General features: G+C 67.6%; 24 protein-coding genes. 7 read left to right on the top strand and 17 right to left on the bottom strand.

Annotated elements, in window-relative coordinates:
* Positions 1-38: 38 nt before the first annotated feature.
* Both C516_RS20395 and C516_RS0105500 read right to left on the bottom strand, forming a co-directional pair.
* Positions 39-371: a flagellar protein FlaG gene (locus C516_RS20395; protein WP_084594097.1), complete on the bottom strand. Its 333-nt coding sequence runs from the start codon at positions 369-371 to the stop codon at positions 39-41.
* Positions 372-512: 141 nt separating this feature from the next.
* Positions 513-2,033, bottom strand: a complete 1,521-nt coding sequence (locus C516_RS0105500; RefSeq protein WP_018717357.1) for a flagellin N-terminal helical domain-containing protein — start codon at positions 2,031-2,033, stop codon at positions 513-515.
* Between the two features lie 272 nt (positions 2,034-2,305).
* On the opposite strand from C516_RS0105500, the gene C516_RS18665 reads away from it, so the two are divergent.
* Positions 2,306-4,297, top strand: coding sequence for a tetratricopeptide repeat-containing sulfotransferase family protein (locus tag C516_RS18665; protein WP_018717356.1), 1,992 nt, complete (start codon positions 2,306-2,308; stop codon positions 4,295-4,297).
* A gap of 292 nt (positions 4,298-4,589) precedes the next feature.
* On the top strand, positions 4,590-5,084 hold the full coding sequence (locus C516_RS0105490) for an REP-associated tyrosine transposase (protein WP_026320969.1): 495 nt from the start codon (positions 4,590-4,592) through the stop codon (positions 5,082-5,084).
* A gap of 487 nt (positions 5,085-5,571) precedes the next feature.
* On the opposite strand, the gene flgL is transcribed toward C516_RS0105490, so the two are convergent.
* From flgL to C516_RS0105430, 12 genes are all read right to left on the bottom strand, one after another.
* Complete coding sequence (gene flgL / locus C516_RS0105485; RefSeq protein WP_018717354.1) at positions 5,572-6,804, bottom strand: flagellar hook-associated protein FlgL; 1,233 nt, start codon at positions 6,802-6,804, stop codon at positions 5,572-5,574.
* A 2-nt stretch (positions 6,805-6,806) separates the two neighbouring features.
* Entirely contained in the window at positions 6,807-8,801 is a 1,995-nt protein-coding gene (gene flgK / locus C516_RS0105480) for a flagellar hook-associated protein FlgK (protein ID WP_018717353.1), read from the bottom strand.
* Between the two features lie 46 nt (positions 8,802-8,847).
* On the bottom strand, positions 8,848-9,846 hold the full coding sequence (flgJ, locus tag C516_RS18660; RefSeq protein WP_018717352.1) for a flagellar assembly peptidoglycan hydrolase FlgJ: 999 nt from the start codon (positions 9,844-9,846) through the stop codon (positions 8,848-8,850).
* Positions 9,847-9,856: 10 nt separating this feature from the next.
* Positions 9,857-10,972, bottom strand: a complete 1,116-nt coding sequence (locus tag C516_RS0105470) for a flagellar basal body P-ring protein FlgI (RefSeq protein WP_018717351.1) — start codon at positions 10,970-10,972, stop codon at positions 9,857-9,859.
* Between the two features lie 4 nt (positions 10,973-10,976).
* A complete protein-coding gene (locus C516_RS0105465) occupies positions 10,977-11,681 on the bottom strand; it encodes a flagellar basal body L-ring protein FlgH (RefSeq protein ID WP_245558743.1) in 705 nt (234 codons plus the stop codon).
* Between the two features lie 474 nt (positions 11,682-12,155).
* A complete protein-coding gene (flgG, locus tag C516_RS0105460) occupies positions 12,156-12,941 on the bottom strand; it encodes a flagellar basal-body rod protein FlgG (RefSeq protein WP_018717349.1) in 786 nt (261 codons plus the stop codon).
* 73 nt (positions 12,942-13,014) lie between these two features.
* Entirely contained in the window at positions 13,015-13,758 is a 744-nt protein-coding gene (flgF, locus tag C516_RS0105455) for a flagellar basal-body rod protein FlgF (RefSeq protein WP_018717348.1), read from the bottom strand.
* Positions 13,759-13,837: 79 nt separating this feature from the next.
* The gene (gene flgE / locus C516_RS0105450; protein WP_018717347.1) at positions 13,838-15,070 is read right to left on the bottom strand and encodes a flagellar hook protein FlgE; all 1,233 of its coding nucleotides are present in this window, start codon (positions 15,068-15,070) and stop codon (positions 13,838-13,840) included.
* A 15-nt stretch (positions 15,071-15,085) separates the two neighbouring features.
* Positions 15,086-15,760, bottom strand: coding sequence for a flagellar hook assembly protein FlgD (locus tag C516_RS0105445; protein ID WP_018717346.1), 675 nt, complete (start codon positions 15,758-15,760; stop codon positions 15,086-15,088).
* 10 nt (positions 15,761-15,770) lie between these two features.
* Positions 15,771-16,193, bottom strand: a complete 423-nt coding sequence (gene flgC, locus C516_RS0105440; protein WP_018717345.1) for a flagellar basal body rod protein FlgC — start codon at positions 16,191-16,193, stop codon at positions 15,771-15,773.
* A 3-nt stretch (positions 16,194-16,196) separates the two neighbouring features.
* Positions 16,197-16,589, bottom strand: a complete 393-nt coding sequence (gene flgB / locus C516_RS0105435) for a flagellar basal body rod protein FlgB (RefSeq protein WP_018717344.1) — start codon at positions 16,587-16,589, stop codon at positions 16,197-16,199.
* A 471-nt stretch (positions 16,590-17,060) separates the two neighbouring features.
* Positions 17,061-17,906: a CheR family methyltransferase gene (locus tag C516_RS0105430; RefSeq protein WP_018717343.1), complete on the bottom strand. Its 846-nt coding sequence runs from the start codon at positions 17,904-17,906 to the stop codon at positions 17,061-17,063.
* A 199-nt stretch (positions 17,907-18,105) separates the two neighbouring features.
* Here C516_RS0105430 and flgA point away from each other — a divergent pair, with 199 nt between their 5' ends.
* The 4 genes from flgA to C516_RS20385 all read left to right on the top strand — a co-directional run bounded on the left by flgA (position 18,106) and on the right by C516_RS20385 (position 20,386).
* The gene (flgA, locus tag C516_RS0105425) at positions 18,106-18,804 is read left to right on the top strand and encodes a flagellar basal body P-ring formation chaperone FlgA (RefSeq protein WP_018717342.1); all 699 of its coding nucleotides are present in this window, start codon (positions 18,106-18,108) and stop codon (positions 18,802-18,804) included.
* 122 nt (positions 18,805-18,926) lie between these two features.
* Positions 18,927-19,244, top strand: a complete 318-nt coding sequence (gene flgM / locus C516_RS18655; protein WP_018717341.1) for a flagellar biosynthesis anti-sigma factor FlgM — start codon at positions 18,927-18,929, stop codon at positions 19,242-19,244.
* Entirely contained in the window at positions 19,237-19,653 is a 417-nt protein-coding gene (flgN, locus tag C516_RS20390; RefSeq protein WP_084594094.1) for a flagellar protein FlgN, read from the top strand. Before flgM ends, flgN begins: the two co-directional genes overlap by 8 nt.
* 19 nt (positions 19,654-19,672) lie before the next feature.
* The gene (locus tag C516_RS20385; RefSeq protein ID WP_018717339.1) at positions 19,673-20,386 is read left to right on the top strand and encodes a flagellar brake protein; all 714 of its coding nucleotides are present in this window, start codon (positions 19,673-19,675) and stop codon (positions 20,384-20,386) included.
* Positions 20,387-20,389: 3 nt separating this feature from the next.
* Here the strand turns inward: C516_RS20385 and C516_RS0105405 are convergent, their stop codons facing one another.
* Genes C516_RS0105405 through pomA form a run of 3 tightly spaced genes read right to left on the bottom strand, consistent with a single transcriptional unit; the run spans position 20,390 to position 22,670 of the window.
* The gene (locus C516_RS0105405) at positions 20,390-20,980 is read right to left on the bottom strand and encodes a PilZ domain-containing protein (RefSeq protein WP_163138560.1); all 591 of its coding nucleotides are present in this window, start codon (positions 20,978-20,980) and stop codon (positions 20,390-20,392) included.
* Positions 20,952-21,899 (bottom strand): type VI secretion system protein TssL, long form, encoded by a 948-nt coding sequence (tssL, locus tag C516_RS0105400; protein ID WP_018717337.1) that lies wholly within the window; start codon positions 21,897-21,899, stop codon positions 20,952-20,954. Before tssL ends, C516_RS0105405 begins: the two co-directional genes overlap by 29 nt.
* A 3-nt stretch (positions 21,900-21,902) precedes the next feature.
* A complete protein-coding gene (gene pomA, locus C516_RS0105395; protein ID WP_018717336.1) occupies positions 21,903-22,670 on the bottom strand; it encodes a flagellar motor protein PomA in 768 nt (255 codons plus the stop codon).
* A gap of 255 nt (positions 22,671-22,925) precedes the next feature.
* Here pomA and C516_RS20380 point away from each other — a divergent pair, with 255 nt between their 5' ends.
* Positions 22,926-24,953: a HAMP domain-containing methyl-accepting chemotaxis protein gene (locus C516_RS20380; RefSeq protein WP_169509127.1), complete on the top strand. Its 2,028-nt coding sequence runs from the start codon at positions 22,926-22,928 to the stop codon at positions 24,951-24,953.
* Positions 24,954-24,995 lie beyond the last annotated feature (42 nt).

Below are 24,995 nucleotides of genomic sequence, written 5' to 3'. Positions count from 1 at the left end.
GACCTCTTACCGATTGACCGCCGCCGGCGAACCGTCCGTCACGCCTCGGTCCGGAACAGTGCGCCGCCGTCTTCGTCGCTCAACTTGTGCATGAAACGCGCCAACTCGAGGATATCCTCGGGCGGAATCTGCCGGATCACCTCGTCGGTACGGCCGTCCACCACCTTCACCACGCTGCGTCCGGTGGCATCGTCCACGGAGAACTGCAGGTTATGGTCATAGCGCTCGAAGCGCTCGCGCAGCTGCTCCACGAGCTGCTCCGCCGCCTTGCGTTCACCCTCGCCGCCCAGGGCCGGGCGCTCCGAGTCCTGTATCGCCGAGGTGCGGGGCTGGTCCCCCGTGCGCTGCTGCTGCACCGTTGATCGAGACATTGAGCGGCCATCGGCCTCAGTGGTGGGGGGCACCACCTGAGAAAGCCCCTGTGAAACATTCTGAACGGTTGCCATTTCCGGACCCTCTCACCACCCGGTAAGCGGCGGCGCCCCGGGTCAGGGCGCCGCCATCCGCCTGCCTTACTGCAGCAGGCTCAGCACCGACTGCGGCTGCTGGTTGGCCTGGGCCAGCATCGACGTACCCGCCTGCTGGAGCACCTGGGCCTTGGACAGCTTGGCCGTCTCGGCGGCAAAGTCCGCGTCCTGAATGCGGCTGCGCGCGGCCGAGAGGTTCTCCGAGCTGGTCTCGAGGCTCGAGACCGTGGACTCGAAGCGGCTCTGGATGGCACCGAAGGTACCCCGGAGCGAGTCGACGTCCGAGAGCGCGGAGTCGATGCGCTGGAGCGCCGCATCCGAGTTCGCGGCGGTCAGGATGTCCGAAGCGGACAGGGCCTTGGTGCCCGTGGTGTCGGTCGCAGTGGCGGCGACCGTGCTGAACGACTGCGACTCGCCGTCGTTGTTGGCCACGGAGATCTGGTTGTCGGAATCGAGGCGCACGCTGCCCTTGTAGACCGTGTACTCACCGCCGGTCGCCGTAATTCCGGTGTTGCCGAAGAAGCCGCCGACACTGGCCGAGCTGCCCACGGACTCCTTGATCTCGATGTTGCGGCCATCCTCCGCGCTCAGCACCAGCTTGCCGGAACCGTCCACCCGCGCACCCACGCCGGTCTCGTTGGAGGCGTTGTTGATCTGGGTGGCCAGCGCCTCGGCGCTGCTCACGTCCACGCTGCCCTCGGTCTGCTGGGTGATGGTCTTGCCGTTGATCTCGAGGGTGTAGGTCTCGGACGTGTTGGTGCTGTCACCAAAGCTCAGCTCGCTGAAGCTCAGGGTGGTCTGCGCCGCCTCTGCCGTTGCGGTCACGCCGTGGTCCTCGGTGCCCAGGTTGATCGCCTCGGCGATACCATAGGCGGAGTTGGCGCCGCGGCCCGCGCTCATCTCGTCGGAGGTCAGCGCGGAGCTGACGGACGCCACGTTGACACCGTTGATCGCCAGATCGCCGGAGCTGTCGAGGAAGAAATCGTTGCTGTTCGACGGCGCGCTGGTGGAAGCGGAGTAGTCGTTCAGCGCGTAGTCCGCCGTGGCGTGATTACCGATGGAGTTCGTCCGCATGCTGGAGCTGACGTCCACGGAGATGGTCTCGCCGACGTTGGCGCCCACCTGGAACTCCTCGGTGCCGAGGCTGCCGTCGAGGATATTACGGCCGTTGAACGCCGTGGTCTTGGCCAGACGGTCGTTCTCGGAGAGCAGCTGCTGGAACTCGGCGTCCAGCGACTCCCGGTCCTGGGTGGCGTTGGTGGCGTTACGCGACTGCACCGCCAGCTCACGCATGCGCTGGAGGTTGTTGGTCATCTGCTGGAGCGCGCCCTCGCCGGTCTGCGCCAGGGAGATGCCGTCATTGGCGTTACGTGCCGCCTGGTCCATGCCGTTGATCTGGGCGGTCATGCGATTGGAGATCGCAAGCCCCGCCGCGTCGTCCTTGGCGCTGTTGATGCGCAGACCCGAGGAGAGACGCTCCATGGCCGTACGCATGGTGTCCTGGGTGTTGTTCAGGTGCCGCTGGGAATTCAGCGACGCGATGTTGGTGTTGATGACCTGTGCCATTGCTCAGTCTCCTTGCCAGATAGTCCGGAGCCCCGGATTGCGCTTCGGCGACCGGCCTGTCTGATGCACTGATGGCCGCCTTCAAACCCTCTATCGGCACCCCCGCGAAGGACTTTACCCCCTGACCACAAGAGATTATCCAATCGGCGACGGCATGCCCCTTGCAATGCCCCGTACGGGCCGCGGGAGGCGCCATGGCGGGGCCCGCTGGGCGGCAGGCGCCGTGGATGCGACACTCCCGCGTGGACGGACAAACAGGTGGAACGACAGACATGACTAACGCCGGCACGGACAACGAGCGCCTGGAGCTGGCCGACCTGCACCAGGGCGCCGGACGCCTGCAGGAGGCCGAGGCGGGCTACCGCGCAGTCCTCGCGGACGATCCCGAGAACGCCGACGCCTACAACGGCCTGGGTCTGCTCGCGATGCGGATCGGCCAGCACGACGTGGCCGGCCAGCTCTTCGGCATGGCCGTCGAGCTCGCCCCCGGCGATACGGTCTTCCTCTGCAATCAGGGCACCGCCCTGTACGGCGAGAGGCGTCTGGACGAGGCCCGGGCCGTATTCGAGCAGGCGCTGGCGCACGACGAACACTGCGCCAAGGCCCTGCTCAACATCGGCATTATCCATAAGGCGCGCCGCGAATACGCCCAGGCCACCGAGGTGCTCAACCGCGCCGTGGTCGCGGCCCCGCGGGATCCGGACGCCTTCGCCAACCTCGCCGAGGCGCTGCTGGAGATCGGCCAGCACGATTCGGCGGAGAACATCGCGCGGGCAGCAGTCAACCTCGACAACCGCCACGTCCTCGGACTCTTCGCACTGGCCTCCACCCTCGTGGCGCTGGCGCGCCCGCAGGAAGCGCTGGCCTGGGCGAAGCGCCTGGTGCGTTACGCCCCCGGCGAGGCACGCTTCCACCGGCTGCTCGCTGAGTGCCTCGCCCACTCCGGCGGCCACGAACAGGCCTACCGAGAGGCTCGCAAGGCGATCGCGCTGGCCCCCGAGGACACCGCGGGGCTGGGACTGATGGCGGAGATCCTGGCCGGCCAGGGGGAGTGGGACCAGGCGCAGGATGCGATCGAACGGGCACTGGCACTCAAACCCGGCGACGACCAGCTCGTCAGCATCAAGGCCCGGGTGCTGGAACGCAGCGGCCGCAAGGCCGAGGCCTTCGAGCTGGTCCGGCCGCTGATCGAGAACAACGCCACCGTGGCCCCGGGTACCCTGGGGGCCTATCTCACCCTCGCCCGCCGGATGGGCGAACAGAAGCAGGCCGCGGAGATCGTCGACCGCGCCATGTCCGGCAGGCTCGCCAGCCGCTCGCACTACGGCCTCTACTTCACCGCGGGGCAGCTCTACGACGACATCGGCGACTACGACCGGGCCTTCGACTTCTTCCGGCGCGGCAACGAGATCAAGCCCCGGACCTACGACCGGGCGTTCGCGGAAAAGCAGTTCGACGCGGTGACCACGACCTTCACGAAGGCGCTGTTCGAGCGCCTGTCGGGTATCGGCAGCGACTCCCGGCGACCAATCTTCATCGTCGGCATGCCCCGCTCCGGCACCAGCCTCACCGAGCAGGTCATCGCCAGCCACCCCGGCGTCACCGCCGCCGGCGAGCTACGCGAGATCCAGAGCATCGCCAACGCCCTGCCGGATCTCATGGACGTCACCACCCCCTACCCGGAGTGCGTGCCGGAGCTCACCCGGGAGTCCGCGGCGAAGGCCGCCGGGCAGTACCTGGACTTCCTCGCTGAGCTGGCGCCGGACGAGACACTGCGGGTCACCGACAAGATGCCGCAGAACTTCATGCATCTCGGCCTGATCGCGCTGCTGTTCCCCAACGCGCGGATCATCCACTGCAACCGGAACCCGCTGGACACCTGCCTGTCCTGCTATTTCCAGAACTTCGCCGCCTCGGGCCTGCAGTTCGCCTACGACCAGGACAACCTGGCCCATTACTACCGCCACTACCGGCGCCTGATGGCCTACTGGCGGGAGGCGTTGCCGCTGTCGATCCACGAGCTGCACTACGAGCGCCTGGTCAGTGACCCGGAGCTGGAAATCCGCCGGATGCTCGAGTTCTGTGACCTGCCGTGGGACGACGCCTGCCTGGACCACACGCGCTCCGGCGTACGCACCCTGACGGCGAGCTACGACCAGGTCCGCCAGCCGATCTACACGAAGTCCAAGCAGCGCTGGCGGCACTACAAGAAGCACCTCAAGCCGCTGATCAACGGGCTGGGGGAGGCGCTGGCGTTCGAATAGGCGGGCGTTGGCGTGCCTTTGCGCGTGGCTTTCGGAGAGGGATGGGATGTCGCACACGGCCTCGCGGCCGTGCACGACCTACCGGCTGGGGTGGCGAACGCCGGCGGTGTGCGTTTTCGGGCCAGCGCAGCGGGCGCGTGGCACACCGCCGCTCGCCGTGTATAGCCCGCCGGATATGGTAGGTCGTGCGCCGAAGGCGTGCGACGTTCTCGTGCCGGATACCGTTCCTTGCAACCGCGAGTGCGATCCACGATGGTCGAACGACACGAATCGATCATCGGGGAACGCAGGGATGCGATACCGACGCCCATGGATACCGGGTGGTTCCTATTTCTTTACCGTTGTGACCTACCGGCGGCGGGCCGTGCTGTGCGACGCGGGCATCCGCGCCCTGCTCGGTGCCGCGATCCGCGGAACGCGCGAGCGCCGGCCGTTTCGCATGGAGGCGATCACGCTGCTGCCGGACCATCTTCACTGCGTGTGGACGTTGCCACCGGACGATGCCGATTTCGCCACCCGCTGGAGCCTGATCAAACGGGCCGTGACGGCGGGCGCGCAGCGCGGACGCATCTGGCAACCGAGGTTCTGGGAGCACTGTATCCGCGACGAGGCTGACTTCCGCAACCACCTCGATTATGTCCATTACAATCCGGTTCGCCACGGCCTCGTGGCCTGTCCGGCGGCGTGGCCGTGGTCGAGTTTTCATCGACTGGTACGCGCGGGTGTGTACCCGCCGTATTGGGGCGAGCAGGTGCCGTCCCTACCACCGCATGTCGGGCGTGAGTGAGTGGTGGGGTTGCAGGTGCCATGTCGCAGGCGGTTGGAGGCGCGCCCGACGGGGGATGTCGCACACGGCCTTTGGCCGTGCACGACCTACCGATGTTGGCGGACGGAGCAGCCGCCCACGTCCGCTCGCCGTGCATAGCCCGCCGGATGGGTAGGTCGTGCGCCGAAGGCGTGCGACGTTCTCGCCCCGGTAGGCGGGATGTCGCACACGGCCTCGCGGCCGTGCACGACCTACCGGCTGGGGTGGCGAACGCCGGCGGTGAGCGTTTTCGGGCCCGGCGCAGCGGGCGCGTGGCACACCGCCGCTCGCCGTGTATAGCCCGCCGGATATGGTAGGTCGTGCGCCGAAGGCGTGCGACGTTCTCGCCCCGGTAGGCGGGATGTCGCACACGGCCTGGCGGCCGTGCACGACCTACCGGGGGTGGCGGACGGAGCCGCACACGGCCGGTCGCCGTGCACGAGCTACCGGAATGGGGTCTTATGCGGGCTTACAGGTAGTTGAACAGGCTCATGCCCTGGATCTTGGAGTAACTCTGCTGGGCTGCCTGCATGCCGGTAAGGCGTCGTGAGAACTCGGAGATGGCGCTGGCGTAATCCAGGTCCTGGATCGTACTGCGCGCGCTCTTGAGCTCCAGCGCCGCGGCCTCGTTGGCATTGCGCTCGCTGTCCAGGCCGTTCAGCCGGCCGCCCACCTCGGCGCGGATCCGCTCGACGTTCTCCAGACCGGCGTCGACTTCCGCGAGCGCCCGGTCGCCGGCGGCCTGGAACGCACTCCGCCCCTGCTCCGTGTCGCTGGCGTTTTCCAGCGCGCTCGCGAACCGCTCGACCGCATCGAACATCGAGCGATCGCTGTCCGCCTGAATGGTGAGCGCATCGCCGTCCGCCGGCTGGCCGTGCAGGGTCAGCTCCACGCCCTGTTCTGGGAGCTGGATGCTCCGGCCGGCCTCGTAACGCCCGGTTATGGCGTTGCCGTCGCTGTCGGTAACCGCGTTGCCGCTGTCGTCGACGACCGCATAGTCGAACCCGCCGTCGGCGGTTTCCGTGAACCGGACCTCGTAGCCGGAGACGTCCTCGCGCTGGGTGACCGACGTGTTGACCGCCACTGCCGCCGTGGCCGTACCGGTGCTTCCTGTAGTGGCCGTCACCTCGTAGCTGGCCGGCATGTCCATGAAGGTCTCATAACCGGTATGGGTCGTCTCCATGCTCCGGCCGGCTCCCACCTGCAGACGGCGGGCGGTCTGGCCACCGGCATACTGGACGGTATCGTCCGCCTGCGTCTGGAACGGGCGGGTACCGCTCTGGGCACCGGCGAAAAGGTATTCGCCATTGCCGTCGGTGGTGTTGCCAAGCTGAACGAGGTGCTTCCACTGCTCGCGGACCTCGGCGGCGATCTTCTTGCGGTCCTCCGCCGTATTGCTGTCGTTCTTCGCCTGAACGGCGAGCTCGCGCACCCGCTGGAGAGTCGAGCTGACCTCGTTCAGGGTCGACTCCTCCAGCCCCATCCGCGACTCGGCAGCATCGATGTTGCGGTTGTAACGCTCCGTGCTCTCGATGCTCTGGGCGAGCTCCAGGACCCGCGCCGCACCGGACGGGTCGTCCGACGGGCTGAGTATGCGCTTGCCCGAGGCAATCTGCTCCTGGACCTTCGAGAGGGTGTTCTGCTGGTCAAGCAGCGCATTGAGGGCGGTCTGGTGATACTGGTTGGTAGAGATGCGGACCATGATCAGCCTCGTGTCGCCGACAGCAGCGCGTCGAAGGTGGTGCGGGCGATGGAGATGGACTGTGCGGCGGCCTGGTAGGCCTGCTGGAAGCGCATGAGGTCCGCCGCCTCCTCATCGAGGTTCACGCCGGAGACCTCGTCACGGGCGGCCCTCGCCTGCTCCAGCACGGATTCCTGGGCATCGCGGCCGGTCTGCGCCTGCAGGGTCTTCGTGCCGACCTCGCCGACCAGCCCGGCATAGAATTCCTGCAGGGTCGTGTCACCGCCGTCGAACACGCCCTGCTCGGCGATGTCGCCGAGGGCCACGGCATTGCTGCTGTCACCCACGGCGCCGGTATTGCGCTCCAGGGTGAACGCGTCGCCGACCTCGGGACGGCCGCTCAACGCGCCCGAGACGGTGGCAGTATTGCCACCGCCGAGCGCGACGTCCACCGAGAACGCCTTGCCCGCGGCGTCAGTCGCGGGATCGTAGGCGATCGTAACCGGGTTGCCGGCGCCATCGTTCACCGCGTTGCCGCCGCCGTCCACCAGCTCGTAGCCCGTGCCACCACCGGGCAGGCTGTCGGTGTATTCCAGCCGGTAGGCCGGCCCGCCCGACGGCAGACCGTCGATGCTGTCGACGCTGAAATCGTCGACAGCCGCATCACCGTCGTTGCCGCTGACCTCGCCCACCCGCAGCGGGGCGGCGACAGCGACCTGGCTGGGCCGGTCGATGGCGACCCGCATGCCTGTCGCGGCGTCCTGCAGTGGATCGACGCTGATGGTCGCACCATCGGAGGCACCGGAAACCTTACCCATGTCCAGGTTCATTCCGGCAAACGAGACGACCTGGTCATTGTCCTGAAACGTCTGCGTGTCGCCGGTGGCGACGTTCTCCGCAGTCCACTGCGAGCTCGCCTGGTCGAAGGTCAGGCGCACCCCGTTCAGGGCCGGTTCGCTCTCGGGGTCGAAGGCCGCAAATCCGCTGTCAACGGTGGCACCATCGGCGACGCTGCCGGGCCCGCCCAGCGAGAACAGGTCGCCGCCGAGGCCCCCTTCGTTGCCGCCTCCGAACTGCAGGCCGTCGCGATGCTGGGCATTGAACGTCTGCGCCAGGCCGGCGGCCATGCGGTCGATCTCCTCGCGGGTCGGGTTGAGTACATTCTCGCGATAGTCGAGCAGACCGCCGATCTCGCCACCGCCTATCTGGCGGGAAATGTCGGTGGTACCGCCGGAGCGGGTGGTGATCGCAACGTTCAGCCGAGTCGGGTCACCGTCGGGACGGACGGTGGTCAGCTCGGAGTTGCTGAATCCGGAAACCAGTGTCTGGCCGGTGCCCACGAAAACGTTCAGCGAACCGTCGCTCGCCTCCACCGTGCGGGTGTCCACGAGTCCGGAGAGCTCGCGGACGAGCTGGTCACGCTGGTCGAGCAGGTCGTTCGGCGGCTCGCCGAAGCGCCCGCTCTGTACCGAGATCTCCTGGTTGAGGTCCGCAATCGAGCCCGCGAGCTGGTTCACCTCGGCGGTCTTGCCCTTGAGCTGGGTATTGACGTCGTCATTGAAACCGCGGAGCTGCTCACCGACGCCGCGGAAACGGCTGGAGAGGTTGCGCGCCTGCGTGAGCAGCGTATCCCGACTGGTCGCGGACGATGGATCCGCGGCGACATCCTGGACCGCGCCGTAGAAATCCTGCAGGGCGCTGGAGATCCCCGAGGATTCGTCGCCGAGCATGTCGTCGATGCGCCCGGCGCTGTTGGCCAGGGTCTCCAGGCGCTGGTACTCGGACGTGTTGCGCTGTACCGAGGTCTCCCGGGTCTGGTCGAAGATCCGGCGCACGGTCTCCACCTCCACGCCGCTGCCGGAGAAGCCGTTGCCCGCACCAAGGGGCGTACGGGTGGTGAACTCCGTGCGCTGACGGCTGTAACCGTCGGTGTTGACGTTGGAGATGTTGTGCGAGGTGGTGTTCATCGCGCGCTGCAGGGCCTGCAGCGCGGAGACACCGTTTTCGAATACACCCATACCGGTTCCCTCGTCGGGCCCCTCGCGCGCTCACGCGGGGTACATGTCAGGTTGTCGACCGTTCGCCGGAATCCTTGAGACCCGCCATCGTGTCCCGGAGGGTGGGACCGTCAAGGATCCGGCGCAGTTTTTCCGAATAACGCGGGTCCGTCGCGTAGCCGGCGTCCTCCAGGGCGTCGGCGAATCCGGCGGGATCGTCGTCGCCCGCGTTCAACGCGTCGCGATAGCGGGGATTGCTCTGCAGGAAGTCCGCATAGTCTGCAAAGGCCTCGTCAACCGAGCGGTAGGCGCGGAACTCGGCCTGCTCGCGCACCGCCGCGCCGTCGCGGTATTCCAGCGTCGGCACCCGCACCCGGGCGCCCTGCCAGCCGTGGGCCTTGATGTTGAACATGTTGAAGCTCGGACTGCCGTCAGCGGCCTGCAGGGTTCTCGCCCCCCAGCCCGTCTCGAGGGCCGCCTGGGCCACCAGGGCCTCGGGGGGGACGCCAAGGCGCTCCGCGGTACGCCGGGCCGCGGGGAGGACGTCCTCGACAAAGGCCTGGGGGCTCTCCCAGCGTCCGCCACCGTCAGCGCTGTCCGTTGCCCCGACGCTCTCGTCGGTCTGCCCGGCGGTGCCGCTCCCGGAAGCGGCGGCATCCGCCCCGGCGGCCGCCCAGCCGGTCGGCGGGGCAGCGGCGGGTACGGCCCGCTGCCGGTAATCCGCCAGTGACGTCCCGTTAACCGCGCCCGCGCCGCCCTCGGCCTGGCCCCGCATCTGGCGCTCGACCATGGCGGCGATACCGAAGCCCTGACCGTCGGCGGTCTGCATCGCCACCTGCTTGTCGAAGAGCTGCTGGTACTGGCGCGTGGCGTTATTGGAGAACATCCCACCGTCACCGATGGAGGCATCGCGCATGCCCTTGAGCATCATCTGCACGAACAGCGACTCGAACTGCTTCGCCACCTGCCGGACGGCGTCCTCCCCGCCGGAACGGGCGTCCCGGCGCAAACGCGTCAGGTCGCCGGAGTTGACGGCGTTGTAGCCTCCCAGTCCATCGGCACGCATGGCGACGGCCTCAGATCACTATCAGCTCGGCACGCAGGGCGCCGGCCTTGCGCAGTGCCTGGAGGATGGCGACCAGGTCGCTGGGAGAGGCACCCACGCGGTTGACGGCATTGACGATCTCCGAGAGCTGGGTGCCGGGGCCGAACAGGAACATGGGGTTGTTCTCCTGATCGACCTGTACCCCGCTGTTCGGTGTGACCGTGGTCTGCCCCTGAGAGAGGGGCTCGGGCTGGCTGACCTGGGGATTCTCGGTGATGGTGACGGTCAGACTGCCATGACTCACCGCCGCGGCGCGCACCTCGACCTGGTTGCCGATCACCACGGTACCGGTGCGCGAATTGATGATCACCTTGGCCGGCGCCTCGCCGGGGTCGATCTCCAGGTTCTCAAGGAAGGAGACGAAACTCACCCGGGAGTCCCGGTTCGCAGGGGCACGCACGCTCACGGTGGCGGCGTCCATGGCGCTGGCGGTGCCGTCGCCGAGCTTGCCATTGACCTTGGCAGCGACACGTTTGGCGGTGGTGAAGTCCGGGGTGTGGAGGTTGAGCATCACCGTGCGACCCTTGCCGAAGCTGTCCGGCACCGTGCGTTCGACGGTGGCGCCGTTGGGGACCCGGCCGCTGGTCGGGATATTGACGGTGACGTTGGAGCCGTCGTTGCCGCCGGCGCTGAAGCCTCCGACGAGGAGATTGCCCTGGGCCATGGCGTAGACGCGGCCGTCCGCGCCCTTGAGCGGGGTCATCAGCAGGCTGCCGCCACGCAGGCTGTCGGCATTGCCGATGGAGGAGACCGTGACGTCGATGCGCTGGCCCGGCTTGACGAAGGGCGGGAGCTCGGCGCTGACCATCACCGCCGCGACGTTCTCGACCTGCAGGTTCTGGTCCGCCGGCAGGGTCACGCCCTGGCTGGCGAGCATCGACTTGATGCTCTGCACGGTGAACGGGGTCTGGCTCGTGCGGTCGCCGCTGCCGTTGAGGCCGACCACGAGGCCGTAGCCGACGAGCTGGTTCTCACGTACCCCCTGCACGGAGGCGAGGTCCTTGATCCGTTCCGACCAGGCCGGCGGCACGGCGAGCATCAGCGCGGTGAGCACGAGGAGAATGAGTCGCGTGCGTGTCATGTTCATGCCCTCAGAACGGCCAGACCACACTCAGGAAGAAGCGTCCCAGCCAGCCCATGCGACTGCTCGACGCCAGCGCACCGGAACCGGTGTAGCTGACCCGGGCGTTGGCGACGCGGGTGGAGGAGACGGTGTTCTGTGCATCAATGTCGTCCGGCCGGACCACCCCGGAGATGGTGACGTACTCCTCGCCCCGGTTCAGCGTGATCTGCTTCTGCCCCCGGATGACGAGATTGCCGTTGCGCTGCACGCGGACGACGGTGGCCGTCACCGTGCCCGACAGGGCGTTGCTCTGGGACGCGGAGCCGCCGCCGTCGAAGTCCTGCTCGCTCTGCACATCAAACGACAGCGGATTGCCGTCGACCGTGGGCGTCTTCCCCGCGAGGGTCGGCGACGGCATGCTGTAGCTGGAGCTGCGGCCGAGCGCCATGTTGGCGTTCTTGCTCGCGTCGGTCTCCTCCTCGAGCCGCACCGTCACGATGTCGCCGACGCGATGGGCGACGCGGTTCTCGAACAGCCGCGTATCCAGCCCTGGCTGGTAAATCGCGCCATTGTCCTGCTGCTCCGGCTCATAGAGCTTGGGCTGGGGCAACGGCTCCGGCGGTGTGCGTGGCGTGCTCGCGCAGCCGACGAGGAACAGCGCCACCAACAGGCAGGCGAGCAGCCCGCGCAGCATGCCGGCACGGCCGCCACCCGCGGCGGGCCATGACGTCACGCAGGTCGGCTGCTCCCGGCAGCCGACATCCCGGGCCGTGTGCGACACGGCACGCCCGGCGCCACGCGGGGCGCCATCGGAGAAGTCGCACGCCTTCGGCGCACGACCTACCTGGGCTACGCCTTTTCCGTAGGTCGGCTGCTCCCGGCAGCCGACATCCCGGGCCGTGGGCGACACGGCACGCCCGGCGCCACGCGGGGCGCCATCGGAGAAGTCGCACGCCTTCGGCGCACGACCTACCGGGGCTACGCCTTGCCCGTAGGTCGGCTGCTCCCGGCAGCCGACATCCCGGGCCGTGGGCGACACGGCACGCCCGGCACCCCGCGGGGCGCCGTCGGAGAAGTCGCACGCCTTCGGCGCACGACCTACGGGAACCGGCGAGGCGGTCGGCTGCCCGCTCCCGCGCCCTCGATCCGCCTCTGGCCGGTCTGTTGTCTCGAAGGTCATGTTGAATGCCCCGCCCACCTGCGGTGATTACAGGTTGTTGGTCATGAACTGGAGCATGCCGTCGGTGGTGGAGATCGCACGGGTGTTGGTCTCGAACGCCCGCTGGGTCTCGATCATATTCACCAGCTCTTCGGCGATGTTGACGTTGGAGCTCTCCAGCGAGCCCTGCTGGATACTCCCCAGGCCGTTGAGCCCCGGGGTACCGGTCTGCGGCGTGCCACTGGCCCCGGTCTCCACGAACAGGTTCTGACCGACGGGCTTGAGCCCGGCGGGGTTCACGAAGCCCGCGAGCTCCACGGTACCCACCTGGGTGGACTGGGCCTGGCCGGCGGTCTTGACGGAAACGGTACCGTCCTGGCCGATGGTCACGCTCTGGGCGTCGTCCGGGATGGTGATGTTGGGCACCACGGAGAGACCGTTCTTGGTGACGAGCTGGCCCTGGCTGTCGACCTGGAACGAACCGTCCCGGGTGTAGGCGATCGTGCCGTCGGGCTGCAGCACCTGGAAGAAGCCGTCCCCGTTGATGGCCATGTCCAGGGCGTTCCCCGTCTGCTGGATGTTGCCCTGGGTGTGCATCTTCTCCGTGGCGGCCACGCGCACGCCGGTCCCGACCATCAGCCCGGAGGGCAGCTGCGCGTCCTGCGTGGTCTGGCCGCCGGCCTGGCGGACGGTCTGGTAGACGAGGTCCTCGAACTTCGCCCGGTCCTGCTTGAAGCCGGTGGTGTTCACGTTGGCCAGGTTATTGGAGACCACGGACATCCGCGTCTGCTGCGCGTCCATCCCCGTCTTGGCCACCCAGAGTGCCGGATTCATGGTTCATTCCTCCCGCGCGTATCCGCGCGCATCGATCCCGTCGTGGCTAAACCGTTGCAACTCTCATGCCGCATCAGCCGCCGCTGCGCAGCAGTCGCTGTCCGGCCTCGTCCGTCTGGCGCGCCGTCTCGATCATCTTGATGTAGCTCTCGAAGCGGCGGGCATGGTCGATCATCTGCACCAGCGCGTCCGTGGCATTGACGTTGCTGGACTCAAGCGCGCCGGAAACCACTTTCACACCGGCGTCGGCATCGGCAGTGCCGCCGCCGGCGAGCCGGAACAGCCCGTCCTCGCCCTTGCGCAGCTGCCGGGTCGGCGGATCCACCAGCTTGAGCCGGTCAACCACCGCCATGGCATTGGCGCTCTGCCCCTTGGGCACGACGCTGATGGTGCCGTCCTGACCGATCTCGACCTTCTCCGCCGGTGGGATGGCCACGGGGCCGTTCTCCCCCATGACCAGCTCGCCGGCCCCGGTCTCCAGCAGGCCGCCCTGGGTGACGCGGAAGTCGCCACGGCGGGTGTAGGCCTCGGTCCCATCGGCCGCCTGGACGGTGAACCAGCCGTTGCCGCTGATCGCGGCGTCCAGGTCACGCCCGGTGGTCTTCAGCGCCCCCTCGGTGAAATCACTGCCGGTGCGCGTCTCCACGCCGTAGACACGGCTCGGGCGCACCGGGCCGTGAACGTCGCGACTGGTCAGTGCCTCCAGGTCCGCGCGAAAGCCGGTGGTGTTCGCGTTGGCGAGGTTGTTGCTGGTAACCCGCTGCTGTTCGAGGGCGTATTTCGCCCCCGCCATCGCGATGTAGGCCATGCGATCCATGGTCTCTGCCTCCTTCGGGCGCGAGCCTGTGCCTGCGCCGCCGGCACGGCCGGCGTGCCGCGGCGCAGACGCTCACCGCTCACGAGCGGATATTGAGGATCTCCTGGGTGATCTGGTTCTGGGTCGAGATCATCTGGGAGTTCGCCTGATAGTTGCGCTGGGCGGTGATCATGCTCACCAGCTCCTCGGTGATGTCGACGTTGGACTGCTCCAGCGCCCCTGGCTCCAGCGATCCCGTCCCCGAGGAGCCCGGCGCGGCGACCACGGGCGTGCCGGACTGGAAGGTCTCCACCCAGCTCGTGTCGCCCACCTGCTGAAGCTGCTCGGGGGCCGGGAAACGCGCCAGTGCCACCTGCCCCAGCGCCTCGGTCTGGCCGTTGGTGAAGCGCGCGATGATGCGCCCGTCCGCCTCGACGCCCAGGCCGGTGAACTGGCCGGCGGCGTAGCCGTTCTGGCGCAGCTGCTTGACCTCGAAGGGGGAGCCGAACTGGGTGAGGTCCTCGACGTTCAGCGAGAGATCGAGGTCCGCGACGTTGCCGCTTAGCGGGACCGCGCCCGACGTCAGGGTGTCGTTCGCCGGCGCCGTCAGCTGACCCTGGGTGTCGAACGACACGGTACCCATGTCGATCTCGTTGCCAGGACTCCCGACACCGGAGGCCCCATCGACGGTCGCCTGGACGTTCCACTGATTCGAGCCGGTCTTGCGGAAATACAGCGTCGTCAGGTGATCACCGCCCTGGGAGTCGTACAGGGTGGTCGACGTGGAGAAGTTATAGGTCTCGGGATCACCGGAATCGAACGGGTTGGTCAGGGCGTCCGCGGTGGCGTCGAGATTGGCCGACAACCGCATCTCGTTGGACGCCTGGGGTGCGACGTTGCCGATATTGACCTGCAGCGGCCCCTGCGCCCCGGTGATATTGCCCTCGCCGTCCGCCTGGAAACCGGTGAGCTGGCGGCCGTTCGCATCGACGATGTAGCCGTCCTTGTCGAGACTGAACGCACCGTTTCGGGTGTACTGCGTCTCCCCGCCGTCGCTCACGCGGAAGAACCCCTCGCCGTTGACGGCCAGATCCAGGCTGCGACCGGTGAAGTCGAACTGCCCCTGGGAAAACTGCTGACGGGTATTGGCCAGGCGCACGCCCTGCCCCACCGCGGTCTGCGAGACCCCCAGGTTGCTGGAAGCGAAGATATCCGCGAACTCGGTCCGCGAGGACTTGAAGCCCGTCGTCTGGCTGTTCGCCACGTTGTTGCCGGAAACATCGAGGTCCGATGCCGCGGCCTTGAGACCGGTGAGAGCCGTTCCGAAAGACATGCCTTGTGCCTCCCCTTACTGAACCTTGCGTACATCGGACAGCGAGATATCGCCCACGCCGTCGACGGTGAGTGTCGGCGTACGGCCGTTGCCCGCCAGGGCAACGCTGGTGACCTCGCCGGCGATGCGTACCGGTTGCGTAGTCACCCCGTCCGTCGTGGTGGTCTCGGCGACCACCTGGTAATCGCCACTGGGCAGGCGCTCGCCGTTCGCGTTCTCGCCGTCCCAGGAGAAATCCACCGAGCCCGCATCCTGGGCGCCGAGCGCCATCTCCGCGACACGGGTGCCGGTACCGTCGACGATGGATACCGTCAAATTGCCGACTCCGGCGTCCAGCTCCACGGTGCCGCTGAGCTCGCCGTCCTGGGGCAGATGCCCCGTGTCGCTCTCGGCGGTGACCTTGCGGCCGACCAGGCCGGCCGCCTGCAGCGACTGGCTGGCGGTCATGGAGGACTGGAAGTCGGAGAACGAGCTCTGCAGGGACTGGATGCCCGACGCCGATGTGAACTGGGCCATCTGCGACATGAACTCCGCGTTCTCCATCGGGTTCATCGGGTCCTGATTCTGCAGCTGGGTGGTCATCAGCTTGAGGAAGTCCTGCTGGCCGAGCTCCGTGCGGTCGTTCTCTGCCTGGCTGGACGACATGGCAGCCTGCTGCGAGGCACTGCTCGTGCCGGTCACCGTGGTCATGGCGTTCTCCTTAGCGTCCGAGACGCAGCGTCTGGAGCATCAGATCGCGGGAGGTGGACATCACCTCGACGCTGTTCTGGTACGAGCGCGAGGCCGAGATCATGTTGACCATCTCCTCGACCGGGTTGACGTTCGAGCGATAGACATAGCCCTCGTTATCGGCCTGCGGGCTGTTGGGCCGGTAAAGCTCCTGCACCGGTGCCTCGCTCTCGACCACGCCGCGCACCTCCACCGGCACCGCACCGGCGTCGCCGTCGCGTGCCTGGGCCGCCTGCAACGCCGCCGAGAAGACCGGCTGGCGCGCCCGGTAGGCCTGCTCCGGCGACGAGGCCGTGGTCTCGGCGTTGGCGAGGTTGCTCGCCGTGAGATTCAGCCGCAGGGACTGGGCACTCATCGCCGAGCCCGCGACGTCGAAGACATTGAACATGGACATGGGCTACTCCCCCTTGATCGCGCCGATGATGCCCTTGATGTCGTCACCGAGCATGCTGAGGGCGGCCTGGTACTGGGTGGTGGCCTCCGCGAACTTCGCCTGCTCGCGGTGGACCTCCACGGTGTTGCCGTCGAGGGAGGGGTTGGCAGGCACGCGGTACTGCACCGAGGCGCTCGTGCCCGCGGCGCCGGTACCGAGATGCGCCGGCGACGTCCGCGCGAGCGCCAGCGCACCGCCGCCGGCGCCGTCCAGGGCCTTGCGGAAATCGATGTCCCGCGCCTTGTAGCCGGGGGTATCGGCGTTGGCGATGTTGCCGCTTATCAGCTGCGTGCGCTCGGACTGCACCTGCAGGGCGTCGGCAGCGACGCCGAAAACCCGATCCATCGTGATGCTCATGCCCGGTCACCTCCTGCGATGATTCCGGGTCAGGCAGATGCAACAGACGTGCCAGCTAGCGCGAGCGCCTCGACCACCGGAGGGTTACAGGTCGAAACGTGTAGGTCGGGCACGGCCGTCAGGCCGTGTGCGAGAAGACGGCCTGTCCTCCGCGACGTCGCACGCCTTCGGCGCACGACCTACCCGCCCGGCTCGCCGAATCCCGCGTCCGGGACGCAGGTCTCACACCACCAGCCGAAGGGGTCAAGGCCGAAACAGATGGGCCGGGCACGGCCGCAGGCCGTGTGCGAGAAGACGGCCTGTCCTCCGCGACGTCGCACGCCTTCGGCGCACGACCTACCCGCCCGGCTCGCCGAATCCCGCGTCCGGGACGCAGGTCTCACACCACCAGCCGAAGGGGTCAAGGCCGAAACAGATGGGCCGGGCACAGCCGCAGGCCGTGTGCGACAGGCCGGATCAACCCGGAAACGATCAGTCCTTGCGGCGGTACACCACGCCGGGATGGCAGCGCACCATCTCGAATTCCGTGAGCTCCCTGGGCAGGGACTCGGAGGCCCCGACCATGAGGTAGCCGCCGGGCTCCAGGGCCTGCCCCATGCGGCGGATGAGATCCGTGCGCGTGGGCATGGAGAAGTAGATGAGAGTGTTGCGGCAGAGGATGAGATCGAACCGGCCGAGGGTACCGTAGGCCTCGAGGAGGTTGTGCTGGCGGAAGCTCACCCGCCGGGTGACCTCCGGGCGAACCCGCCACGTGTTCTGATCGACGGCGTCGAAATATCGTCGCTGGCGTTCCTCGCTCAGCCCGCGACGGATCTCGCTGGCACTGTATTCCGCGGCCTTCGCCCGACCGACAATCTGCGTGGAGATGTCCGTACCGACGATTGTAGCGTCAAGATTCCGACCCTTTGCCTGGTACTCCGACAGCGTCATGCTCACCGAGTAGGCCTCCTGGCCCGACGAGCACGCCGCCGACCAGATCCGGATATGGCGCTTGCCACGCCGCTCGAACTCCGGAAAAAGCTGGTCGGCGAGGATGCGGAACGGGTAGATATCGCGGAACCACTGCGTCTCGTTGGTCGTCATCGCGTCGACGACCTCGGTACGCAGCTGCTGCCCCCCCGCGGACTGGAGCCGCTGTACCAACGCCCCCAGGTCGGCGAGGGAATGGCGACGCAGCAACGGCGCCAGGCGGCTGGTGACGAGATACTGCTTGTTCTCGCCGAGCATGATGCCCGAGCGCTCCTCGAGAAAGCGCCGGAACGCCTCGTAGTCCGCCGCGGCCATCGTGTTGTTGTCTTTGCGGCTCTCCAGGGCCACGCGCGACCTCCTCGGGCATTTCACCGGCCGCAGGGCCGGATTTCGCGACTCCATCGTAACGGATGGCGCTAGCGTCCTGGAACAGGGCTCCACTGATGTACCGGACAGTATGGTTATCGGCCAACCGCCACGGGACTGAACCCACCTGGAACGGATTCTGCAAGCACGAGGGCGGACACAGGAACGATATGGACCCACGATGGCCTACCGAGCAATCGTCGCACTGATACTGCTGGGCAGCGTGCTGCCCGCGGCCCAGGCCCGCCCGACCCAGTCGCTGGCGGAGATACGCACGAGCGTACAGGCCTTCGTCAACGAGCTCGACGGCGATGCCGGACAGCTGGAGCGCGTGGAAATCGACCGGCTCGACGAGCGCCTGCGGCTACCGGCCTGCGGCGAGGCCCTGGCTGCCGACGCTCCCAACCGGCGGGAGGGCAGCGAGCGGCTCGTGGTCCGGGTTCGCTGCCCGGGTCCCTCCCCCTGGAAGGTCTACGTCCCGACCCGGGTGGTGCGCAGCATCGAGGTCGTCGTCGCGGCCCGGCCCGTCCCCCGCGGCAGCCGGCTCGATGCCGAAGACCTGCGCACGGCCCGGCGCACCACCACCAGGCTCCGGGGCGAGTACTATACCGACCCGGAGGGCCTGATCGGGCTGCAGACACAGCGGTCGCTGCAACCGGGTACGGTCATCGACGCCGGTCAGCTGACCCGCCCGACACTCGTGCGCCGCGGCGATACCCTGCTTATCCAGGCCGGCAACGGCCCGGTGAAGGTCAGCATGCAGGGGCGCGCCCTGGAGGACGGCACCCGAGGCGAACGGATACGTGCCCGCAATCTCTCTTCCGAGCGTGTCGTCGAGGGCGAGGTCGTCGCGCGCGGGCGCATGCGCGTCAACTACTGAGCGCTGACAACGGACATTTGAGCGCTGACAACGGACATTCACCCCGCGAGCTGCTAAAGTTCGCGGAAATCCGGCCGCTAACTCCTGCAGAGGCAGGTCTGGATAATCGAGGAGCAGGGAACATGAGCAACCCCATCGACAACGGCCCGCGCCCGCCCGGCAGTTACCCGACGGGTAGCAGGAACAGCACGGCACGGACCGGCTCGCACGAGGATACCGACAGCCGCCCGTCCGCCGCGACCGCGGCCCCGCAGAGTGACAGCACCAGCGAATCCAGCCGCCTGCAGGCGGTGCGTGAGTCTATCGATAACACGCCGGAAGTGGACAGCAACCGTGTCCAGGATCTCCGCGATCGCATCTCGCGAGGGGAGTACCCGCTGGACGCGGACCGCATCGCCCAGCGCTTCGCGGACTTCGAGCAACTGCTGAGCGATGGCTGACGGCACATTGACGCTTGACGGATTGCGCACCCTCCGCGGGCTTGTCGACGAACTCGACGCAGTGCTCGAGCGCGAGCACGCGGAGATCACCGCGCGTGCCGATCCCGCGACCATCGAGGCCACCGCCCAGGAGAAGCTGCGGCTGTTCGAGGCAATCGACACCTGCCCCGAACCGGCCCCCCCGGGCGAGGACGCCGACTCGGCCCTGCAAACCGAGTGGCAGGCGCTGCGCGATACCCTCGCGCGCGTTAACCGCCGCAACGAGCGCAACGGCATTGCCATCGCGCGGGTGCTCGAGACCGTCGGCGAGGAAGTCGCGCTGCTGACCGGCCGCGAGCGCGACGGCGAGACCTACGGTCCCGGCGGGGGAACAGCGTCCGGATCCGGGCGCCTGCGAACCAGCGCCTGACGGTGGGGAAAAAAGCGGTATGACGAACGCGGCGCCCTATGAGGAACCGGAAATCATACGCAACCCCGGGCAGAAGACCGGAATCCTCCGCCGCCTCCACGAATCCCGCAACCTTCTGGACGTCCACCTGCCGGAACGGGGCACGCCCTTCCGCAGCGCGCTGCTCTACGTCGACCCCCAGAGCCGCCGGCTGACCCTCGACGAGCTCAAACCCCGACGCGGCCACGACCGCATCGAGATCGGCACCGAGCTGCGCGTCGTCAGCCGGACCCTCGGTGTCGACACCCGGTTCACGGTCACTGTCCAGGAGATCGGCCTGGCCGATGGCATCTACTACTACGTGGCCGGCTACCCCGAGGAGATCGTCTACAATCAGCGCCGACGCTTCGTGCGCGTGCCCGTCCCGCTGACCCGCCAGCAGCACTGCACACTGTCCGGCGGCGAGGACGCCCCGGATACCGATATACAGCTCTGCGACCTCTCCGCCGGCGGCATCGGCGCCTACGTGATCAAGGGCCCGGAGCCCGAGCCGCATAACCAGTACGACTGCCACATCGCCCTGCACGACAGCCAGCCGCTGGACGCGCGGGTGGAGATCCGTTACCTCGAATACGACCGGCAGCGAAAGCGTTACCGCTTCGGCGCCGAATTCCAGGACTTCACGCACGCGGACCGCGACCGCCTCCAGGGCCTCGTGCTCTCGTTACAGCGCGAGCTCCTGCGCAAGACCTGACGCTCAGTCTCCTCGCTCCTCACGCAGCAGCTGGGCCTCGCGGCGCAGCATCAGATGCACCAGCAGCTCCCGGTCGTGCTCGCGGGCAAACTCGAACTCAATGCCGAGCCGGTGTCCTCCGGTTGCGACACGGTCGCAATGGCGCACGCGGCCGAACATACGCAGCCCCGCACCGGTTGAATGGAAGAGCATGCGCAAATCGAGGATGGAGCCCGGTGGCAGCGCGCCGTCGGAGCTTATGAAATCCATCCCGCCGGCACCGATGTTGACGTCCGTCACCTTGGCGACCCGGTTGCCGAACGCCTGGACGGCCAGCGTCTCGGCGAGGAGGTCGATGCTCTGATCCAGGGTATCCACGAGCTTGGAGAAAACGGCGGATTCCTGGCGGGCGTGGCGTCGGAGCACCGTCGCCCCCTCGCGGATCTCGTGCAGGCGGCTGGCCAGCATGAAGGCATTCGGCCAGCGCCCCGCCATCTCCTCGCGGCGCGACTCCATCTGCCCCTCGTCTATTGGCTCGTAGTCGAGGAGCAGCGTATCCGGTACACGGAAGTGCGCGCGCCGTTCGTCACTGTCCGGTGGTTGATGATGGCTCATCCGGCTTCCCTCCTCCCTTGAGTCCGAGCAGGGCATCAATGCTGCGCTCGATCTCTCCGCTGCCACCATGCTCGAGAATGACCTCGACCCGCCGGTTCTGTGCACGGCCTTCGGGCGTATCGTTGGACGCCACGGGACGGGTATCGGCGTGCCCCTCCACGGTGAACCGCTTCGGATCGAGATCGGCCGCGGTCACCAGGCGATGGTACATCGTCACCGCACGAGCCGCTGACAGCGCCCAGTTCGAGCGGAAACGGTCGTTGTCTATCGGCACGTTGTCCGTGTGCCCCGCCACAGTGACCCCGCCGGCGGTCTCCCCCAGCGCCGTGGCGATCTTCTCGACCACGGGCTTGAACGGCTTTATGAGGCGGTCCGAGCCGGTGGGGAACGAGCCCCGCTCACGTATACGTATGATGATACGCGTGCCCGCACGCTTGACCTCGACCAGCCCCTGCTTGATCTCCTCGGCGAGCAGTGCCCGCAGGCGTTTGAGGTTTTCCTCCACCCTGGCGTTCTGCTTGGCCTGTGCCTGTTCCTTGAGGCCTCGTTGGCGCTCCTCGACCGGGATAGGCAGTTGCTCGTCGAGCCGCGTCAGGTTCCGGCGCTGGGCGGAGCTGGTAATCTGACGCAAACGGTCAATGGAGGTCTTCTGCGGCTGGCCGGTCTCGAACTCCTGCTGCACGAAGCTCGTTCCCTTGGGCACGTCGGAGGCGAACTCGATGCGCTGCACGCCGAAGGCGTTGCGCATCGATCCGGCCACCTGCTTGTACTTCTCCACGTCCATCTCGGAGAACGAGAGCAGCAGCACGAAAAAGGACAGGAGGATCGTCGCCAGGTCCGCGAAGGTCGCCATCCACTGCGGCGCCCCCGGCGGCATCGCCTGGCGTTTCTGCCGTCGTGTCGGCGCGTCCCCGATCATCGCCTACGCCGCCTCGTCGGTGGCGTCCTGGCGCTGGCTCGTCGGCAGGTAGGTCTTGAGCAGCTCCTCGATGACCCGCGGATTCAAGCCCTCCTGGATCGAAATCAGCCCCTCCAGGATGAGGGTCCGGTTGAGCCGTTCCTCGGTATTACGCGCGGCGAGCTTGTCGGCCAGCGGCAGGGCGATGGCGTTGGCAATAACCGCACCGTAGAGCGTGGTGAGCAACGCGATGGCCATGGCCGGACCAATCTTCTTGGGATCGTCCATATTGGAGAGCATCTGCACGAGCCCGATCAGCGTGCCGATCATGCCCATCGCCGGCGCCACGTCCCCGAGGGCACGGAAGACGTTCTCCCCACGCTCGGCACGCTCGATGCTGAGGTCGATCTCCTGGCCGAGCACCTTCTTGACGAATTCGGGCTCGTGGCCATCGGCAAGCAGCTGAACGCCCTGCTGCAGGAACGGGTTATCGACCTCGTAGTTCTCCAGCGCCAGCAGCCCTTCCTTGCGCGCCACCTGGGCGAGGTCGACGGTCTGCTCGATCAGCCGGCGCGGATCGTCGCTACGATACTTGAACGCCCTTCCCACCGACTTGAACGCCCCGAGGAACTGACTCAGGGGGAACTTGATCAGTGTCGCGAGCAGGGCGCCGGAGACCACGATCAGCAACGAAGGGACGTTGAGAAAGATCGCCGCATCGCCACCCACGACGATGGCCATCATGATCACGCCCGTCGCCCCGATTAGACCGATCAGCGTCGCCAGATCCATCCGCTATGTGTCCCCGATGCTGCCAGTGCATGGCGAGAACTTCGCCCCGCTTTCACCAAGGGTATCGGCCCCGGAGCCCGATCCTTGACTGACGTCATGCTAATATCCGGCGCAATCACGCCGGTACCCCGCAGATGCGGACAACACGGCGCGCGCGGCGTTCCCCCCGACCGGCTCCGGTACGCCGGTCAAGTCGCCCGCGGCCGTGCCGATACGAACGGGGAAGGCTATGTTTCACGGAACGGCGGGGCAACAATGAAGCAGTCAAAACGCAGTGAAGCCACCGAGAGGGGCGCAACGCGCAAGGGCCTGCGCAACCGCAGGATGGGCCTTACGGCCAAGGTAATGGCGGCACCGGCGCTGATACTGGCGCTGTTCGTGATCGTCGGCGTGGTGGCGGTCAACGGTTTCCGCAGCGTCGACTCCCAGATGACGGATGTCACCGAGACGCTCGTGCCGAACACCGCCGTCGCCACGGACATGCTCAGCTCCCTGTACCGCCAGCGCCTGCGCCTGGACGCCTACATCGCCTCCCGGGATCCACAGATGGCGAAGGAGTTCTCCCAGTTCGGCAGCGAGTTCGACGCGGCGGTCAAACGCGCCCAGGGCCTGATCGAGAACGCCGAGCGCCAGGACCTGGTCGACCAGCTCGCCGAACAGCACGGACGTTACGAGAAGGTCTTCGAAACGAAGATCGAGCAGGCGGCGACGGGCATCAATGAGATCGCCGCCAAGCTCGGCGATACCGCTTCCGGCATCAATGCCCCGCTCCAGGAGCTGGCGAAGGCGGGCACCGGCTCCAACGACTACCTCCTCGCCTATCAGGCCCAGTCCACGCTCGGTCTGTTCAACCAGCTCCGGGCCACCACCCGGCAGTACGTGAACAACCAGGACCCGGCCCTGAAGCAGGAAACGAACCAGCTCGCCGAGGAGACGGCGAAGGGCATCGAGCGCCTGTCCACCTACGTGCTCGGCGACCACCAGGAGGAACTCGTCAAGCAGGCCCGCGACGGCCTGACGGAGTACCACGAGACCGCCAAGGGGCTCGCCTCCCGGCTGAATGCCATCGGGACCGCCAGGGACAACACCCTCGACCCGCTCGGCAAGTCCATGGCGAAGGCCGCCCGCGCGCTGCAGGACAGCACGTTCGACGACCTCGCCGACGTGGCGAAAGGCGCCCAGGGCCGTGCCCAGCAGGCCTCCCTGGTGACCTCCGGCGTGCTGGCGGCGGCCGTTATCGGCGGGTTGCTGCTCGCGCTGCTGATCACCCGCGGCATCGTGCGCCCGATCAAGCGCGGCCAGGAGCAGATCACCGGGCTGCTCACCAGCATGGAGAACGGCGACGCGGACCTCTCCCGCCGCCTGGACGCCGGCAAGAACGACGAGGTCGGTGAGTTCATCGCCGCGGTGAACGGCTTCCTCGGTGCACTGCAGGGCGTCGTGCGCGGTATCAAACAGGAGACCACGAGCCTGGCGAGCGCCTCCGAGGAGCTCACGGCGGTCACCCAGAGCACCGACGAGGGTGTCCAGCGCCAGCGCTCGGAGATCGACCAGGTCGCCACCGCGATGAACGAGATGGCGGCCACGGCACAGGAGATCGCGCGCAACACCGCCGAGGCGGCGAAGAGCGCGGAATCCGTCTCCGACGAGGGCGAACGCGGCCGCAAGGTCGTGCAGGACACGGTGGAGGCCATCGACGGGCTCGCCTCGGAAGTGGAGTCCGCGGCGCAGAAGGTCATGGCCCTGCGTGACGAGGCGGGCAACATCTCCACGGTGCTCGACGTCATTCGCGAGGTGGCGGAGCAGACCAACCTGCTCGCCCTCAATGCCGCCATCGAGGCGGCCCGCGCCGGCGAGCAGGGCCGCGGCTTCGCCGTGGTCGCCGAGGAGGTCCGCACCCTCGCCCAGCGCACCCAGGAGTCCACCGGCGAGATCCAGTCGATCATCGAGCGGGTGCAGAACGGCGCGGAGGACGCGGCCACCGCCATGGACAGCAGCCGCAGCCGCGCCCAGGAGACCGTGGACAAGGCCGCCGAGGCCGGCGATTCGTTCAGCAGCATCAGCAAGGGCATCAACCAGATGACCGAGATGAACACGCAGATCGCCGGCGCCGCCGAGGAGCAGACCGCCACCAGCGAGAGCATCAACCAGAGCGTCTCGCAGGTCGGCTCGGTGGTCGAGGAGTCGGTCAACGCCATGGATCAGCTCAAGAGCGCGGGCGAGGAGCTCGCGGCCATGAGCAACCGCCTACGCGAGCTCGTGGGCCGCTTCCGCGGCGAGTAACCGACCGACACGCCGCACGACCCGTGACCGCCCCGGCCGGTT

Source organism: Arhodomonas aquaeolei DSM 8974 (assembly GCF_000374645.1).
In the GTDB taxonomy this organism is placed as follows: Bacteria; Pseudomonadota; Gammaproteobacteria; order Nitrococcales; family Nitrococcaceae; genus Arhodomonas; species Arhodomonas aquaeolei.
Note: the sequence above shows the minus strand (reverse complement) of the source record. Positions and strands in the feature narration are given on the sequence as shown.

Excerpts from the sequence above, each read along its gene's own strand:
- C516_RS20395 (WP_084594097.1), bottom strand. The coding sequence starts at position 371 with ATGTCTCGATCAACGGTGCAGCAGCAGCGCACGGGGGACCAGCCCCGC.
- C516_RS0105500 (WP_018717357.1), bottom strand. The coding sequence starts at position 2,033 with ATGGCACAGGTCATCAACACCAACATCGCGTCGCTGAATTCCCAGCGG.
- C516_RS18665 (WP_018717356.1), top strand. The coding sequence starts at position 2,306 with ATGACTAACGCCGGCACGGACAACGAGCGCCTGGAGCTGGCCGACCTG.
- C516_RS0105490 (WP_026320969.1), top strand. The coding sequence starts at position 4,590 with ATGCGATACCGACGCCCATGGATACCGGGTGGTTCCTATTTCTTTACC.
- flgL (WP_018717354.1), bottom strand. The coding sequence starts at position 6,804 with ATGGTCCGCATCTCTACCAACCAGTATCACCAGACCGCCCTCAATGCG.
- flgK (WP_018717353.1), bottom strand. The coding sequence starts at position 8,801 with ATGGGTGTATTCGAAAACGGTGTCTCCGCGCTGCAGGCCCTGCAGCGC.
- flgJ (WP_018717352.1), bottom strand. The coding sequence starts at position 9,846 with ATGCGTGCCGATGGACTGGGAGGCTACAACGCCGTCAACTCCGGCGAC.
- C516_RS0105470 (WP_018717351.1), bottom strand. The coding sequence starts at position 10,972 with ATGAACATGACACGCACGCGACTCATTCTCCTCGTGCTCACCGCGCTG.
- flgG (WP_018717349.1), bottom strand. The coding sequence starts at position 12,941 with ATGAATCCGGCACTCTGGGTGGCCAAGACGGGGATGGACGCGCAGCAG.
- flgF (WP_018717348.1), bottom strand. The coding sequence starts at position 13,758 with ATGGATCGCATGGCCTACATCGCGATGGCGGGGGCGAAATACGCCCTC.
- flgE (WP_018717347.1), bottom strand. The coding sequence starts at position 15,070 with ATGTCTTTCGGAACGGCTCTCACCGGTCTCAAGGCCGCGGCATCGGAC.
- C516_RS0105445 (WP_018717346.1), bottom strand. The coding sequence starts at position 15,760 with ATGACCACGGTGACCGGCACGAGCAGTGCCTCGCAGCAGGCTGCCATG.
- flgC (WP_018717345.1), bottom strand. The coding sequence starts at position 16,193 with ATGTCCATGTTCAATGTCTTCGACGTCGCGGGCTCGGCGATGAGTGCC.
- flgB (WP_018717344.1), bottom strand. The coding sequence starts at position 16,589 with ATGAGCATCACGATGGATCGGGTTTTCGGCGTCGCTGCCGACGCCCTG.
- flgA (WP_018717342.1), top strand. The coding sequence starts at position 18,106 with ATGGCCTACCGAGCAATCGTCGCACTGATACTGCTGGGCAGCGTGCTG.
- flgM (WP_018717341.1), top strand. The coding sequence starts at position 18,927 with ATGAGCAACCCCATCGACAACGGCCCGCGCCCGCCCGGCAGTTACCCG.
- flgN (WP_084594094.1), top strand. The coding sequence starts at position 19,237 with ATGGCTGACGGCACATTGACGCTTGACGGATTGCGCACCCTCCGCGGG.
- C516_RS20385 (WP_018717339.1), top strand. The coding sequence starts at position 19,673 with ATGACGAACGCGGCGCCCTATGAGGAACCGGAAATCATACGCAACCCC.
- C516_RS0105405 (WP_163138560.1), bottom strand. The coding sequence starts at position 20,980 with ATGAGCCATCATCAACCACCGGACAGTGACGAACGGCGCGCGCACTTC.
- tssL (WP_018717337.1), bottom strand. The coding sequence starts at position 21,899 with ATGATCGGGGACGCGCCGACACGACGGCAGAAACGCCAGGCGATGCCG.
- pomA (WP_018717336.1), bottom strand. The coding sequence starts at position 22,670 with ATGGATCTGGCGACGCTGATCGGTCTAATCGGGGCGACGGGCGTGATC.
- C516_RS20380 (WP_169509127.1), top strand. The coding sequence starts at position 22,926 with ATGAAGCAGTCAAAACGCAGTGAAGCCACCGAGAGGGGCGCAACGCGC.